The 14,019-nt window shown below is 72.9% G+C and carries 13 protein-coding genes; 11 read left to right on the top strand and 2 right to left on the bottom strand.

Features of this window, described 5'->3' with window-relative positions; genetic code table 11:
• Nucleotides 1–7: 7 nt before the first annotated feature.
• Together C2142_RS21880 and C2142_RS21875 are read right to left on the bottom strand one after the other, a co-directional pair.
• Nucleotides 8–1,021: a hypothetical protein gene (locus tag C2142_RS21880; RefSeq protein ID WP_148644226.1), complete on the bottom strand. Its 1,014-nt coding sequence runs from the start codon at nt 1,019–1,021 to the stop codon at nt 8–10.
• 78 nt (nt 1,022–1,099) lie between these two features.
• The gene (locus tag C2142_RS21875; protein WP_148644225.1) at nt 1,100–1,654 is read right to left on the bottom strand and encodes a SigE family RNA polymerase sigma factor; all 555 of its coding nucleotides are present in this window, start codon (nt 1,652–1,654) and stop codon (nt 1,100–1,102) included.
• A 261-nt stretch (nt 1,655–1,915) separates the two neighbouring features.
• Between C2142_RS21875 and C2142_RS21870 the strand changes: the two genes are divergently transcribed.
• The 11 genes from C2142_RS21870 to C2142_RS40165 all read left to right on the top strand — a co-directional run.
• Nucleotides 1,916–3,649, top strand: a complete 1,734-nt coding sequence (locus C2142_RS21870; protein ID WP_241002716.1) for a peptidoglycan-binding protein — start codon at nt 1,916–1,918, stop codon at nt 3,647–3,649.
• Nucleotides 3,646–4,341, top strand: coding sequence for an ABC transporter ATP-binding protein (locus C2142_RS21865; protein WP_148644224.1), 696 nt, complete (start codon nt 3,646–3,648; stop codon nt 4,339–4,341). The genes C2142_RS21870 and C2142_RS21865 overlap by 4 nt, the downstream gene beginning before the upstream one ends.
• Nucleotides 4,338–5,573, top strand: coding sequence for an ABC transporter permease (locus C2142_RS21860; protein WP_148644223.1), 1,236 nt, complete (start codon nt 4,338–4,340; stop codon nt 5,571–5,573). Before C2142_RS21865 ends, C2142_RS21860 begins: the two co-directional genes overlap by 4 nt.
• A 204-nt stretch (nt 5,574–5,777) precedes the next feature.
• On the top strand, nt 5,778–6,479 hold the full coding sequence (locus C2142_RS21855) for a hypothetical protein (RefSeq protein WP_148644222.1): 702 nt from the start codon (nt 5,778–5,780) through the stop codon (nt 6,477–6,479).
• A 266-nt stretch (nt 6,480–6,745) separates the two neighbouring features.
• The gene (locus C2142_RS21850; RefSeq protein ID WP_148644221.1) at nt 6,746–8,680 is read left to right on the top strand and encodes a hypothetical protein; all 1,935 of its coding nucleotides are present in this window, start codon (nt 6,746–6,748) and stop codon (nt 8,678–8,680) included.
• 122 nt (nt 8,681–8,802) lie between these two features.
• Nucleotides 8,803–10,362 carry a bifunctional lysylphosphatidylglycerol synthetase/lysine--tRNA ligase LysX gene (gene lysX / locus C2142_RS21845; RefSeq protein ID WP_148644220.1) on the top strand — a complete coding sequence of 520 codons (1,560 nt, stop codon included), beginning with the start codon at nt 8,803–8,805 and terminating at the stop codon, nt 10,360–10,362.
• Between the two features lie 4 nt (nt 10,363–10,366).
• A complete protein-coding gene (locus C2142_RS41670; protein WP_277347267.1) occupies nt 10,367–10,489 on the top strand; it encodes a hypothetical protein in 123 nt (40 codons plus the stop codon).
• Between the two features lie 119 nt (nt 10,490–10,608).
• Entirely contained in the window at nt 10,609–11,046 is a 438-nt protein-coding gene (locus tag C2142_RS21840; RefSeq protein ID WP_148644219.1) for a BlaI/MecI/CopY family transcriptional regulator, read from the top strand.
• A 9-nt stretch (nt 11,047–11,055) separates the two neighbouring features.
• Nucleotides 11,056–11,592 carry an amino-acid N-acetyltransferase gene (locus C2142_RS21835; protein WP_148644218.1) on the top strand — a complete coding sequence of 179 codons (537 nt, stop codon included), beginning with the start codon at nt 11,056–11,058 and terminating at the stop codon, nt 11,590–11,592.
• A 92-nt stretch (nt 11,593–11,684) separates the two neighbouring features.
• Nucleotides 11,685–12,035 carry an Lsr2 family protein gene (locus C2142_RS21830; protein WP_148644217.1) on the top strand — a complete coding sequence of 117 codons (351 nt, stop codon included), beginning with the start codon at nt 11,685–11,687 and terminating at the stop codon, nt 12,033–12,035.
• Nucleotides 12,036–12,804: 769 nt separating this feature from the next.
• The coding region (locus C2142_RS40165) for a Clp protease N-terminal domain-containing protein (RefSeq protein WP_241002715.1) at nt 12,805–14,019 on the top strand (1,215 nt) is incomplete at its 3' end.

Below are 14,019 nucleotides of genomic sequence, written 5' to 3'. Positions count from 1 at the left end.
GCCGACGTCACCGCTTGGCGGCCTCGGCCGCGGCGACGGCCATGCTCTCCGGCGAACCGGCACCGGGCACGGGGGCCGGCGCCTGCACGCCCGGCGGCAGGGCCGGCGGGACGGCCGGCGGGACGGCCGGGTTGCCGCCCCGGGGCGTGGCCGGGGCGGTCGGCGTGGCCGGGGTGCCGCTCGGGATGGCCGGGCCGGTCGGCTTGGCCGGGCCGGTGGGCTTCGATGGCCCGCGCGGCGGCTGCACCCGCGACGGGAGCGCCGCGCCGACCCCCGCCCAGCGCGAGTCGGTGGCCACCGCGGAGAGCTGCTGCGTGGTCAGCGGCGGAGCGGTACGGGTGACCGGGGTGCCCCGGTCGAGCGGCTTGCGGTTCCACTCCTGGATCATCAGGCTGTAGCCGGCCTTGGAGTACAGCTTCGCCGACCAGGTCTTGCTGCCCGCCGGCTCGTCGGCCCGGGTGCCCGCCTGGTAGACGATCAGCTGGGAGCCGTCCGCGAGGGTGGTGTCGGTGCAGGTGTCGCCGCCCGCGGCAAGGACCTGGGGCTCGGGGCAGCCCGGCGCCGGGACCATGGCGTCGGGGGTGCGCGTGACCCAGAACAGGATCTGGGCCTGGCCGTGGCCGTCGTCGTAGGTGAACCGTGCCTGCGGCGTGCCGCTCTCCGTCCCCCGGGCCTCGCCGGTCGTGCCGATGTCGATGGTGCCGGCCGGCAGCAGCTCGGTCAGCATGCCGAGGAACTCCTGGCCGGAGACCGGTGCGGCCGAGGCCCCGGAGGCCGGGCCGGCGGCGACACCGCCGCCGCTCAGGGAGCCGGCGGCCACGCCGCCGACCCCGATCAATGCCAGCGCGGCGGCTCCGGCCAGCACCGACGCCCGCCGGCGGCGGCGCAGCCGGCGGCCGTACGCCCAGCCGGAGTCGACCAGCGGGGTGGTCTCGGCGTGGAACGCCTCCCCCGCGCGGCTGATCGCCTCGGTGAAGTCCTGCTCGTACTGGGTGTCGGGAAGGTCCCGGTCTGCGGGCATGCTGAACCACCGTTCCAGGTCGGTCGAGTGTGTCGAGTGTGTCGAGTGTTTGGGTGTGAATCGGTCCGGCTCGGGCGCTCAGCGCTCGGCGAGTTCGTCGAGGCTGTCGCCGAGGACCGCGCGGATCCGGCCGAGCGCCCGGACCGTCCGGGTGCGGACCGCACCCGAACTGCTGCGCAGGATCTCGGAGGTCTCCTCGACGCTGCGGTCCTCCCAGTAGCGCAGGACGAGCACCGCCCGGTCGCGCGGCGCGAGCCTGGCGAGCGCGTCGACCAGGGTCAGCCGCAGTGCCGGGTCTCCCTCGCGGGCGGCGCCGTCCGGGACGGCCTCGACGGGCTGTTCGCCGCTGCTGCGGCGGCTGCGGTGCGAGAGGAAGGCCCGCACCAGCACGGTGTGCGCGTACCCGGCCGGGTTGTCGATCCGGGCGCGCGGGGTGAACCAGGAGGTGCGGTGCCACTGGAGGTAGATCCGCCCGAGCGCCTCCTGGACCAGGTCCTCCGCCAGGTGGGTGTCCCCGCCGGTCAGGAGGCAGGCGGTGCGGTACAGGTTCGGGGTGCGCGCCGCCGCGAAGGCCCGGAAGTCCTCGTCCCGGGCCCGGCCCCCTGCCGTCCGAAGCTGACCTTCTCGTGCCATCTGCCGGGCTCCCCTGCGTCGTTTTCCCCTACACCTGAATGACCGGCGGCGGCCCGGGGATGTTACAGAGGTCCGCCGGGCACGGGTCCGCGGGGACAAACGGGGGTTCGGCCGGGGGGGCGGCGGGGGTGCGGCGGGGGCCGCGGCCCGACTCCTCTTCCCGGACGGCAGGCCATCTGATCTTCCATCAATGGTGTTGTATACAAGCCTGGTTGACCCAGTCGTGAAACGTGGCCCGGGGGGCCGGATCGAGGGTGGGGCGTGACGGAGTTCGAGGGGAAGGCCGGGACGGCCGAGACTGCCGGGACGGCCGACGGACCGGCTGACGGGCCGCAGCCGCTGGAGGACGGGTCCGGGCGCCACGGGCTGCGGCGGCGCAGGCGGCTGCTCCTGGTCGTGGTGGCGGCCGCGGTGGCCCTCTCCGGCGGCGGGCTGGCCGCCTCACTGGTGATCAAGTCGCCCGCGCAGGCGGCGGCGGAGAGCAAACCACCGCCGGCGGACGTGCTGACCGCACCGGTGGAGAAGCGGGTGCTGACCGACTCGGTGGTGGTCCGCGGGCTGGTGAGCGCCGGCCAGTCGGTGGACGTGGCTCCGGCCGGCGGCGCGGCGGGCGGGGCCGGTGGCGCCAAGCCGGTGGTGACCAAGCTGCCGCTGAAGGCCGGCGACCAGGCCCAGGCCGGGCAGTCGGTGCTGGAGGTGGCCGGGCGGCCGGTGTTCGCACTCAGGGGCGACCTCCCCGTCTACCGGGACCTCAGGCCCGGGGCCACCGGACAGGACGTCAAGCAGCTCCGGCAGGCCCTGAAGGAGCTGGGATTCGGCTCGGACGACGACCCCGAGGGCACCTACGGCGCGGCGACCAAGGCCGCCGTGCAGGCCTTCTACGCGGCACGCGGCTACGACCCGCTGCCGGCCTCCGCGGACGGCGACGCCCAGGTGTCGGCCGCACAGGACGCGGTGACCGGCGGCGAACGGGCACTGTCCGACGCCAAGGACGCGCTGAAGGCCGCCCAGCGGCGGTACGACGACGCGGTGGCCGCCCAGCGGGCCCGGCAGTCCGCCCCGGCCCAGACCTCCGCGACGGCCACCCCGGGGGGCTCCGCGGGAGACGGCGCCGGGGGCGCGTCGGGCTCCACGGGCGCGGCCTCCACGGGTACGGGCTCCATGGGCGCGGGCTCCACGGGCGCCGGGGCCGGCGCCGGAAGCGCGGGCTCCGCCGGCGAGAGCCCGGCGGACGCCGCCCGCACCGCCGTCGACAGCGCCCAGAAGCAGGTGACCCGCGCCGGTGAGGACCTCGCCAAGCTCCGGAGGAAGGCCGCCGACGTCAGGGCCGCCACCGGCCCGATGGTCCCGGCCGCGGAGCTGCTCTTCCTCTCCGGCTTCCCCGCCCGGGTCGACGCCGTCACCGGCCGGATCGGCGGCGAGGTCAACGGCAAGGTGCTGACGGTCTCGGCCGGGGCGCTGGTCGTCAGGGGCTCCCTGTCCGTCTCCGACAAGGGCCTGGTCCACCCGGGCCAGCAGGTCGAGATCCTCTCCGAGTTGGCCGGGACCAAGGCCGCCGCCAAGGTCACGGCGGTCGCCGACACCCCCGGCGACCCCCAGCAGAGCAGCACCGGCGGCACCGGCCAGCAGGGCGGTGGCACCAACCAGGGCGGCGGCACCGGCCAGGGCGGCGGCCCGGCCGGCTACCAGTTGGTGGTCGAGCCGGACGCCCCGCTCGACCCGAAGCTGGCCGGCCAGGACGTCCGCCTCACCGTGCGGGCCGCCTCCTCGGCCGGCCCGGTGCTGGTCGTCCCGCTGTCGGCGGTGTCCGCGACGGCGGACGGCAGGACCGTGGTGACGGTGTACGGGAACGGACAGCGCCGCCGGGTCGAGGTCACCCCGGGCACGGTCGGCGGCGGCAGCGCGGAGGTCCGGCCGCTGATCGACGGCGCGCTCGGGCCCGGCGACCAGGTGATCGTCGGCGTGAAGGACGCAGGCGGGGCGGGCGCCCCGTGAGCGCCCCCGTCATCGAGTTCCGCCAGGTCGGCCTGACCTACCCCGGGCCGCCCCCGGTCACCGCCCTCAAGCCCTGCGACCTGGCCGTCGAACCGGGCGAGTACGTCACGGTGACCGGCCCGTCCGGCTCCGGCAAGTCCACCTTCCTCAACATCGCCGGCCTGCTGGACACCCCCACCACCGGCCGGTACCTGCTGGACGGCATCGACACCGGTGCGCTCCCCGACGGCGACCGCACCGCGCTGCGCGGGCGCCGGATCGGATTCGTCTTCCAGTCCTTCCACCTGCTGCCGCACCGCTCGGCGGCCGAGAACGTCGCCCTCGCCACGCTCTACACGTCCGCCCCCGGCCGCCGGGGCGCCGCCGAACGGCGGGAGCGGGCCCGCGCGGCCCTCGTCCAGGTGGGCCTCGGCCACCGGCTGGACGCCCTGCCGACCCGGCTCTCGGGCGGCGAACGGCAGCGGGTCGCGATCGCCCGGGCACTGGTCGGACAACCCTCGCTGCTGCTCTGCGACGAGCCGACCGGCAACCTGGACACCGCCACCGCGGAGTCCGTCCTCGCCCTGCTGGACGAGCTGCACGCGGAGGGCCTGACCGTCCTGCTGATCACCCACGACCCCCAGGTGGCCGCCCGCGGCCGGCGGACGGTGGCGATCCGCGACGGCGTGCTGCGGGAGGTGGCCACGGCATGAGGCCACGCCGCCGCACCCATGTGGTCGAGCCGTCCCGGCTGCCGCTGCGCGACCTGCTCTCCGAGGCCCTGGCCGGGGTGCTCCAGCGGCCCGCCCGCTCGGCACTGACCGGCCTCGGCACCGTCCTCGGGGTCGGCGCCTTCGTGGCCGTCCTCGGGCTGACCGCCACCACCTCGTCCCAGATCGACTCCCGGTTCAGCGTGCTGAGCGCGACCGAGGTGAGCGTGGAGGACACCGGCGGCCCGCGGCCGGAGCTGACCCGGCTCTCCTTCCCCGCCGACGCCGACGCCCGCATCCAGCGGCTGAACGGGGTCGAGGCGGCCGGCGTCTACTGGCCGGTGCGCCAGGCCACCGGCACCGTCCGGGCCGCGCCGGTCGGCCGGCAGAACGGCGGGGACCAGGTGCCGGTGGTCGCCGCCTCGGCGGGCGTCCTGGCGGCGGCCGAGCCGCAGCTGGTCCAGGGCCGGACCTTCGACTCCTGGCACGACGACACCGGCCGGCAGGTCGCCGTGCTCGGCGCCGCGACGGCGGCCCGGCTGGGGATCACCACGCTCGAAACCCAGCCCGCGATCTTCCTGGACGGCAAGCCGTTCACCGTCATCGGGATCATCGGCGACGTCCGGCGCAAGGCCGACCTGCTGCTCTCGGTCACCGTGCCGCGCGGGGCCGCCGAGCGGCTCTGGGGCCCGCCCGACCGGGAGCGGGCGAAGATGATCATCTCCACCAGGATCGGCGCGGCCCAGCAGATCGCCGGCGAGGCCGCGCTCGCGCTGGACCCGGCCCGCCCGGAGAACTTCAAACCGGTACCGCCCCCGGACCCGCGCACCCTGCGATCCAACGTCACCTCCGACCTCGACCAGCTCTTCCTGCTGCTCGCCGGGATCTGCCTGGTGATCGGCGCGGTCGGGATCGCCAACACCACCCTGGTCGCCGTCCTGGAGCGGACCGGCGAGATCGGTCTGCGCCGGGCGCTGGGCGCCAAGGGCCGCCACATCACCGGCCAGTTCCTCACCGAGTCGGCCTCGCTGGGGCTGGTCGGCGGCCTGGTCGGCACCTCGCTCGGGGTGCTCACGGTGCTCGGCGTGGCCCTGGCCCGCGACTGGACCCCGGTGGTCGCACCGGTGACGGTGGCCGCCGCGCCGCTCATCGGCCTGGCCACCGGCCTGCTGGCCGGCGTCTACCCGGCCTGGCGCGCGGCCCGGATCCAGCCCGCGGAGGCGCTGCGGCGCTGACACCGCACCGGGGCGACGCCCGGACCGCACCGGCCGCAGGCGCCGGACGGACGGCCCTCCGGATGTCCCGCTGTACGCCTGGCGGGACATCCGGAGGGACATTCGGCGGGCCGAACGTGGGGCATCGGCGCGACGTTACCGACAAATCGGATATTCCTCACGTAGTGTCAACCCATGCCTACGCCACACGGATCGCGCGGCGGCATGGCTTTCAGCGCCGACGAAGTCCGCGTGCTGCGCCGCGCCCTCGCCCAAGCCCTGCACCCTGTCGTCCCCGCCCACTTCCAGGCCCCCGGCGGGCTGCCGTTCACCGCCACGGGCGCCGAGTTGTGGGCCGAGGACGTCCAGGACGCCCTGCGCCTGACCGAGGCGATCGACGAGGCCGTCCAGGAGGGCGGCCGGTTGCGCGCCTTCCTGCTCGCCGACCTCGGCCGCTACCGGGCCGCGCTGCCCGGCAGCACCGGCGGCTACCTGGAACGTCTGGAGGAGGCGGTCACCGACGGCTACCTCCCCGGCCCCGAGGACCTCACCGCACTGCGCGGACTTACCCGCCAGCCCTGCGGCCAGCACGAACGGGCCCGCCGCTCACGACTGGCCGGCCGCTGCCACGCGCTGGCCGAGGCCGCCGTCCGCGAGCGGCTCGCCCTCACCACCGGCCACCGCCACCTCGTCGCCGTACCGAGCCCCGCCGCACCCCCGAGCAGTCTCCCCACCCCTCTTGGAGGACGGATCCCGATGAGCAGCACCGACGCCGGCGCCGACCAGCCCGCCACCCCCGCGTCCGCGCCCCGCCCGCACCGGATGCCCACCCCGGCCGAGCTCTTCGGCCGCCGCCCCAAGCCCCCGGCCCGCCCCGCGCCCCCCGCCGAGACGGAGGAACTGGAGCTGGCCACCGGCACCGGTTGACCCGAGAGACCGAAGAGGGGCGGCGGGCCGATGGCCCGCCGCCCCTCTTCGCTTCGTTGCCGAACGGTAATCAGCGAAGAGCAGCCCCGAGGATCACCCCGCTGGTATGACTTTGTGCTGCCGGAGTGCCCTCCGGCGGGGGCGGGCTCTGCAGGAACACTCTTTCGTACAGTTCACCGGTCACAAGGCCGGTGGCGGGGCTGGACCATGCCTGGTCCGCCATCGTTCGCTCCCCGATCTGCCCACCCGCGATCTCTGGAGCATGGATGGACCGGTCCACCCTCTACCCGCCGCGACCCCGCGCATGGGCGCCGCCGCGCACGCTACTGCGCCTCGCGGTCGCTGGAACCGCCCTCGCCCTCGCCGCGGTCACCGTGCCGGCATCGGCCGCACCGGCCGTCTCCCCCGGCGCCCCCGTTCCGCCGGCCGCCGTTCAGCCCGGCCGGTTCGTCCAGACGGACCTCACCAGGCTGCTGGACACCCGGGCCGCCATCGGTGTCCCGGCCGATGGGGCGCTCGGCCGGGACAGCACCCTCCGCTTCCCCGTCGGACAGCTTGCGCCCGGTGCCACGGCGGTGGTCCTGAACGTGACAGCGACGGACACCACCGGGGACAGCTTCGTCACCGTCCACCCCGACGGACAGCCACGGCCCCGGACGTCCAACCTCAACTTCACTCCCGGCCAGACGGTGGCCAACCTGGTGACCGTCCCGGTGTCCAACGGATACGTCGACGTGTACAACCACGTCGGCTCGGCCAACCTGATCGCCGACCTGTTCGGGTACTACACCGACGACCCCGCGGTGGCGGCCTCGACCTTCCAGCCGGTCACCCCGTCGCGGGCGCTGGACACCCGCACAACGGGTCCGGGCGGCACCGCGCAACCGGTCGGCGCGGACGCCACGGTCAACCTCAAGCTCGCCGGGCGCAACCGTGTCCCGGCCGCCGGGGCGACGGCCGTGGTGCTCAACGTCACCGCGACCGACACCACGGGCTCCAGCTTCCTCACGGCGTACCCGCACGGCACCTCCCGGCCGGTCACCTCGAACCTCAACTTCACCGCGGGCCAGACGGTGCCCAACCTCGTCACCGTCCCGCTCGGGGCCGACGGCAGCGTCGACCTCTACAACCACGTCGGCACGGCCGACCTGGTCGTGGACGTGTTCGGCTTCTACACCGGCGCCCCCAGCGGCTCCGGCTTCACCTCCACCGGCCCGTCCCGGGTCCTGGACACCCGGGACCCGGGCCGCCACCCCGTCGGCCAGGGCGGCATCCTGAGCTGGTCCGTCAGCGACGAGCCGGCCCTACCCGCCGGCAAGGTGAGTGCCGTCGTGCTGAACGTGACAGCGACCGGTCCGACAGCTGCCAGCCACCTCGACGTGTACCCGGGTGGGAGCCCCCGGCCAAGCAGCTCGAACCTGAACTACAGGGCGGGCGAGACCGTGGCCAACACGGTGATCGTCCCCGTCGACCGCTCCGGGGACATCAACTTCTACAACAACGCCGGTTCGGTGGACGTGGTGGTCGACCTGTTCGGCTACTTCACCGCGCCACAGGGCGGCCCGACCGGGCTGTCGATGGACGGCGCAGGCTGTGACTCCCCCAGCCCCGGTCGCTGGTTCATCCCGAACTTCGGGGCCTCCAAGCTCGGCGCGACCGCGGGCAAGCTTCCCGGCGCCACCGGGCCGGTCTGGACCCAGATGGTCCTGACCGGCCCGGAGGGCACCAAGACGTTCGCGACCGACGCGGCCCAGCCCGACGGCCGACCGCTCTCCGCGCTGATCTTCGAGGGTGACGTGGTCAAGGGCAACACGTACAGCTGGTACGCGTACGCCACCGACGGGGTGCACACCTCCCCGGCCAGCACACCGTGCTACTTCAGGGCCAGCCAGGATCCCGGCTTCATCATGACGATGTCGGATCCGGGCACCAGCCCCATCTACATGGGTCAGACGTTGCACTTCACCTTCACCGCCACGACGGACGAGATCGAGCCCGGGTTCCAGCCGGCGTACTTCAGGTACAGCTTTGCCGGTATCTACGACACCGAGGCGCCGACCGTCCCTGCGGTCAACGGCGCGGCGGCAGTCGACGTCGTACCGAACAACTGGGGCATTCAGAACCTCACCGTCACGGCGGTCAGCGTGGACGGCACCCGGAAGTCGTACGCCGGCAGGAGCTTCTACGTGATCTGGCGCTGACCGGGATTTCTCGCCCAAGGGGGGAGACCGCACACCTGCGGTCTCCCCCCTTCGGCGTGCCGCGGGGGCCGGCGCGGATATCCCGTGGCGGAGCACGGTGTGCGGCTGGCTACCCTTGTGGGGTGAGCGATCAGAGCCCCCTCCCCGCGACCGACGACCTTCCCGAGCAGATGCGCGTCCGGCGCGAGAAGCTGGACCGGCTCCGGGCGGCCGGCGTCGACCCGTACCCGGTCGGCTTCCCCCGGACCAGCACCATCGCGGACCTCCGTGCCAAGCACCCGGACCTGGCGCCGGACACCGCGACCGGCGAGCGGGCCGGCATCACCGGCCGCGTGATCCTCTCCCGGACGGGCGGCAAGCTCTGCTTCGCCACCCTGCGCGACGGCTCCGGCGACCTCCAGGTGATGCTCTCCCTGGACAAGCTGGGCGAGGAGCGGCTGGCCGCCTGGAAGTCCGACATCGACCTCGGCGACCAGGTCGGCGTCGAGGGCGAGGTGATCACCTCCCGCCGCGGCGAGCTGTCGGTGATGGTGGACAGCTGGGCGCTCACCGCCAAGTGCCTGCGCCCGCTGCCGGACAAGCACAAGGGCCTGACCGACCCGGAGGCCCGGGTCCGCCAGCGGTACGTCGACCTGATCGTCAACCCCGAGGCCCGCGAGATCCTGCACCTGCGCTCCAAGGTGGTCCGCTCGATCCGCCGCACCTACGAGGAGCGCGGCTACATCGAGGTCGAGACCCCGATGCTCCAGCCGGTGCACGGCGGCGCCAACGCGCGCCCGTTCAAGACGCACATCAACGCGTACGACATCGACCTCTTCATGCGGATCGCCCCCGAGCTGTACCTCAAGCGGCTGGTGGTCGGCGGCGCGGAGAAGGTCTTCGAGATCAACCGCAACTTCCGCAACGAGGGCGCCGACTCCACCCACAACCCGGAGTTCACCTCGCTGGAGTCGTACGAGGCCTACGGCGACTACGACACCCAGGCCGAGCTGATCCGGGCGACGATCATCAACGCCGCCCGCGACGCGCTGGGCACCACGGTGATCCGCGGCCTCGACCCGCACGGCGTCGAGCACGAGATCGACCTGGCCGAGCCGTGGGCCGAGGTCAGCGTCTACCCCGGCATCTCCGCCCACCTGGGCACCGAGGTCACCCCGGAGACCTCGGTCGAGGAGCTGCGCAAGCTGGCCGCCGAGCACGGCATCCCCTTCGAGAAGGAGTGGGGCCACGGCCAGATCGTGCTGGAGATGGTCGAGCGCCTGCTGGAGGAGAACGCCGTCGCGCCGACCTTCATCAAGGACTACCCGACCGAGGTCTCCCCGCTGACCCGCCAGCACCGCTCGGTCGCGGGCGTGGCCGAGAAGTGGGACCTGGTGATCTTCGGCACCGAGATCGGCACCGCCTACTCCGAGCTGGTCGACCCGGTCGAGCAGCGCGCCCGCCTGACCGCGCAGTCCCTGCTGGCGGCCGGCGGCGACGTCGAGGCGATGCAGGTCGACGAGGACTTCCTGCGGGCCCTGGAGTACGCGATGCCGCCCACCGGCGGCCTCGGCCTCGGGGTGGACCGCCTGATCATGCTGCTCACCGGCAAGAACATCCGGGAGACCGTGCTCTTCCCCCTGGTCAAGCCGGAGCCCAAGGCGTCCGCCGCCACCGCGGCGGAGAAGACCGAGGAGGAGTGACCTGATGGACTACGTCAGCGCGATCGTCCCGCCGCTGGTCATGGCGATCGGCTTCGGCTTCCTGGTGCGGGCCATCATCCGCAGCCAGGGCGGGGCCCAGAAGTCCAAGGAGGACCTGGTCGACTGACCCGCCAGCCGCCCACGAACACCGGCGCGCCGCCATTCCCGATTCCCGGGGGTGGCGGCGCGCCGGTTTGGTGGCACTTCACAAGATTTGCCCCATTCACTCCCTATCCTGGCCGCACTATGGTCCGGCAACTCGGCGAACTTGAGAACGCCATCATGACCCGGGTGTGGCAGTGGAACCGACCGGTCACGGTTCGCGAGGTTCTCCTGGATCTGCAGGCGGAACGCGAAATCGCGTACACCACGGTGATGACCGTCCTGGACAAGCTCCACCGAAAGGGCTGGCTGCGCCGCGAGCGCGCCGGCCGGGCCTATCGATATGAGCCGGTCTCGTCCCGCGAGGCGTACACGGCGGCGCTGATGAACGACGCCTGGGCCACCAGTGACAATCCCGCGGCCGCCCTGGTGCACTTCTTCGGCCTGATGTCGCCCGAGCAACGGGAGGCGCTGCGGGACGCGTTGCGGGTGGCCGCCCTGTTCCCGGCCGATCCCGCCCCGCCGGATTCCGCGGAGCCCGGGGCGGATACCGGGGAGACCGGAGCGGGGCCGGCGCGATAACGTCCCGCCATGGAGGTCACCATCCGCCGGGCGCGGACCACGGACGTGCGGACAGTGCGCAGGCTCATCGACGCCTACTCGCGCGACGGCATTCTGCTCGACAAGCCCACCGTCACACTGTTCGAGTCCGTCCAGGAGTTCTGGGTCGCGGAACGCGACGACAACGGGGCGGTGGTGGCCTGCGGCGCACTGCACGTCATGTGGGAGGACCTCGCGGAGGTTCGTACGCTCGCCGTCGATCCGTCCTGCCGCGGACACGGCGTCGGGCATCTGCTGCTGGAGAAGCTGCTGCAGACCGCGCGCTGGCTGGGCGTCCGTCGGATTTTCTGCCTGACGTTCGAGGTGCCCTTCTTCGCGAAACACGGTTTCGTCGAGATCGGTGAGCTCCAGGAAACCGATGATGGTACGACAGATCCGGCGGCGATCGCTACGGATGTCTATGAAGAACTTCTCCGCTCGTACGATGAAGGTGTCGCGGAGTTCCTCGACCTGGAGCGCGTGAAGCCCAACACTCTGGGCAACTCGCGCATGCTGCTGCACCTGTGAGCGGCTCCCGACCCCCTCAGGGGTTTGTGTTTTCCGCTGAAAGGCGCTTTCCTTTCCTTAGGCAATGGGTCGTTTAGCGGAAAGGGAAGCCCGTGGCACAGAGGGTGCAGGTCATTCTTGAAGACGATCTCGACGGCGGTTCGGCGGACGAGACGGTGACGTTCGCGCTCGACGGCGTTGCCTACGAGATCGATCTGAAGAGCGCCAACGCGGACAAGCTCCGCGGTCTGCTGGCGCCGTACGTGGAGAAGGGCCGCAAGCAGAGCGGCCGGCTCGCCGGCGCCCGCCGTCCGGGCCGCGGCGCTGCCCCGCGCCCGTCCGGCAGCGCTCCGGACACCGCGAAGATCCGGGCGTGGGCCAAGGAGCAGGGCCTGGAGGTCAACGACCGCGGCCGGGTCCCGAGCAACGTCCGGCAGGCCTACGAGGAGGCCAACGCATCCTGACACCGGCGCTACCGGAGGGCCGGAACGGGTGCGGGGTGCCGGCGCGGACCGGAGGCTTTCCCGGCACACGCGCGGGGCGCGGAGGGTCCTCCTCCGCGCCCCGCGGCACATGCCGGGGCAGCGGGGCGCGGGGGCGGGCGCCCGTTCGGGCACCCGCAGGGGCAGCGGTGGGGGCACCGGTCCGGCCGGTGTTCCCGGCACCGGTGTCCGGGGTCCGCGCCGGACGGTGTTCCGGGATCCGCCGCGAACCGCCGCCCGGAGCGCGTTCCGGGCGGTGTTCCGGGCGGCGGAACAATCACAGGCTGTGCAACGCTGTAGGAGCGAAGCGGTAACGCCGGCACCACCGGGACGGCCTACCGGCCGCAGCTGCCGCAGCTGAACCACCGTCACCGCCGGCCGACTTCTCGCCAGGCGAACACCGCCACCGCGGAAACTGCGCGAGAACCGCCCCGATACCGGGTATGAATGCAGGTGGACGGGGTCCTGGACCCCGCCCGGGGCAGTTAGCGCGACCGGACGGGGGCTGTCCGGATCCGCCGGGCCCGGCGTTGTTCGCCGATGGCGTAGCGGTATCTGGTGCATCCGGCCCACCTGTGGGAACACCGTCTTCCAGCATCAGGTTGGGATTGGTGTCGGCTGGTCGCGCAGCAAGTCGCTCCCGTACCGGGGAGTGAATCCGTGGGCCGCGCCGCTGAGCGGGACTAGCATGCGGAAGGACAGGGCGGGGACCGACCCCGAACTGCCCGACCGCTCTGAGGAGCGATAAACGATGTTCGAGAGGTTCACCGACCGCGCGCGGCGGGTTGTCGTCCTGGCTCAGGAAGAAGCCCGGATGCTCAACCACAACTACATCGGCACCGAGCACATCCTCCTGGGTCTGATCCACGAGGGTGAGGGTGTCGCCGCTAAGGCCCTGGAGAGCCTCGGGATTTCTCTTGAGGCCGTTCGCCAGCAGGTCGAGGAGATCATCGGCCAGGGCCAGCAGGCCCCGTCCGGTCACATTCCCTTCACGCCCCGGGCGAAGAAGGTCCTGGAGCTTTCGCTCCGCGAGGCCCTGCAGCTCGGCCACAACTACATCGGTACCGAGCACATCCTGCTCGGCCTGATCCGCGAGGGCGAGGGCGTCGCCGCCCAGGTCCTGGTGAAGCTGGGCGCCGACCTCAACCGGGTGCGCCAGCAGGTCATCCAGCTGCTCTCCGGGTACCAGACCGGTGGCGGCAAGGAGTCGGCCACGGCCGGCGGGCCCGCCGAGGGCACCCCGTCGACCTCGCTGGTCCTGGACCAGTTCGGCCGCAACCTCACCCAGGCCGCCCGCGAGGCCAAGCTCGACCCGGTCATCGGGCGCGAGAAGGAGATCGAGCGGGTCATGCAGGTGCTGTCCCGCCGCACCAAGAACAACCCCGTGCTGATCGGTGAGCCCGGCGTCGGCAAGACCGCCGTGGTCGAGGGCCTGGCCCAGGCGATCGTCAAGGGCGAGGTCCCGGAGACGCTCAAGGACAAGCAGCTCTACACGCTGGACCTCGGTGCCCTGGTGGCCGGCTCGCGCTACCGCGGTGACTTCGAGGAGCGCCTGAAGAAGGTGCTCAAGGAGATCCGCACCCGCGGCGACATCATCCTGTTCATCGACGAGCTGCACACCCTGGTCGGCGCGGGCGCCGCCGAGGGCGCCATCGACGCCGCCAGCATCCTCAAGCCGATGCTGGCCCGTGGCGAGCTGCAGACCATCGGTGCCACCACGCTCGACGAGTACCGCAAGCACCTGGAGAAGGACGCCGCGCTGGAGCGCCGCTTCCAGCCGATCCAGGTCGCCGAGCCGTCGCTGCCGCACACCATCGAGATCCTCAAGGGCCTGCGCGACCGCTACGAGGCCCACCACCGGGTCTCCATCACGGACGCCGCCCTGGTCGCCGCCGCCACCCTGGCCGACCGCTACATCTCGGACCGCTTCCTGCCGGACAAGGCCATCGACCTCATAGGCCGGCTC

The organism is Streptomyces sp. CB01881 (genome assembly GCF_002953255.1).
Taxonomy (GTDB): Bacteria; Actinomycetota; Actinomycetes; order Streptomycetales; family Streptomycetaceae; genus Kitasatospora.
This window is presented reverse-complemented; position numbering and strand designations above follow the sequence as displayed.

Coding starts and splice junctions, on each gene's coding strand:
- C2142_RS21860 (WP_148644223.1), top strand. CDS start 4,338: ATGAGGCCACGCCGCCGCACCCATGTGGTCGAGCCGTCCCGGCTGCCG.
- C2142_RS21835 (WP_148644218.1), top strand. CDS start 11,056: ATGGAGGTCACCATCCGCCGGGCGCGGACCACGGACGTGCGGACAGTG.
- C2142_RS21880 (WP_148644226.1), bottom strand. CDS start 1,021: ATGCCCGCAGACCGGGACCTTCCCGACACCCAGTACGAGCAGGACTTC.
- C2142_RS21840 (WP_148644219.1), top strand. CDS start 10,609: ATGGTCCGGCAACTCGGCGAACTTGAGAACGCCATCATGACCCGGGTG.
- C2142_RS41670 (WP_277347267.1), top strand. CDS start 10,367: ATGGACTACGTCAGCGCGATCGTCCCGCCGCTGGTCATGGCGATCGGC.
- C2142_RS21855 (WP_148644222.1), top strand. CDS start 5,778: ATGGCTTTCAGCGCCGACGAAGTCCGCGTGCTGCGCCGCGCCCTCGCC.
- C2142_RS21850 (WP_148644221.1), top strand. CDS start 6,746: ATGGACCGGTCCACCCTCTACCCGCCGCGACCCCGCGCATGGGCGCCG.
- C2142_RS21875 (WP_148644225.1), bottom strand. CDS start 1,654: ATGGCACGAGAAGGTCAGCTTCGGACGGCAGGGGGCCGGGCCCGGGAC.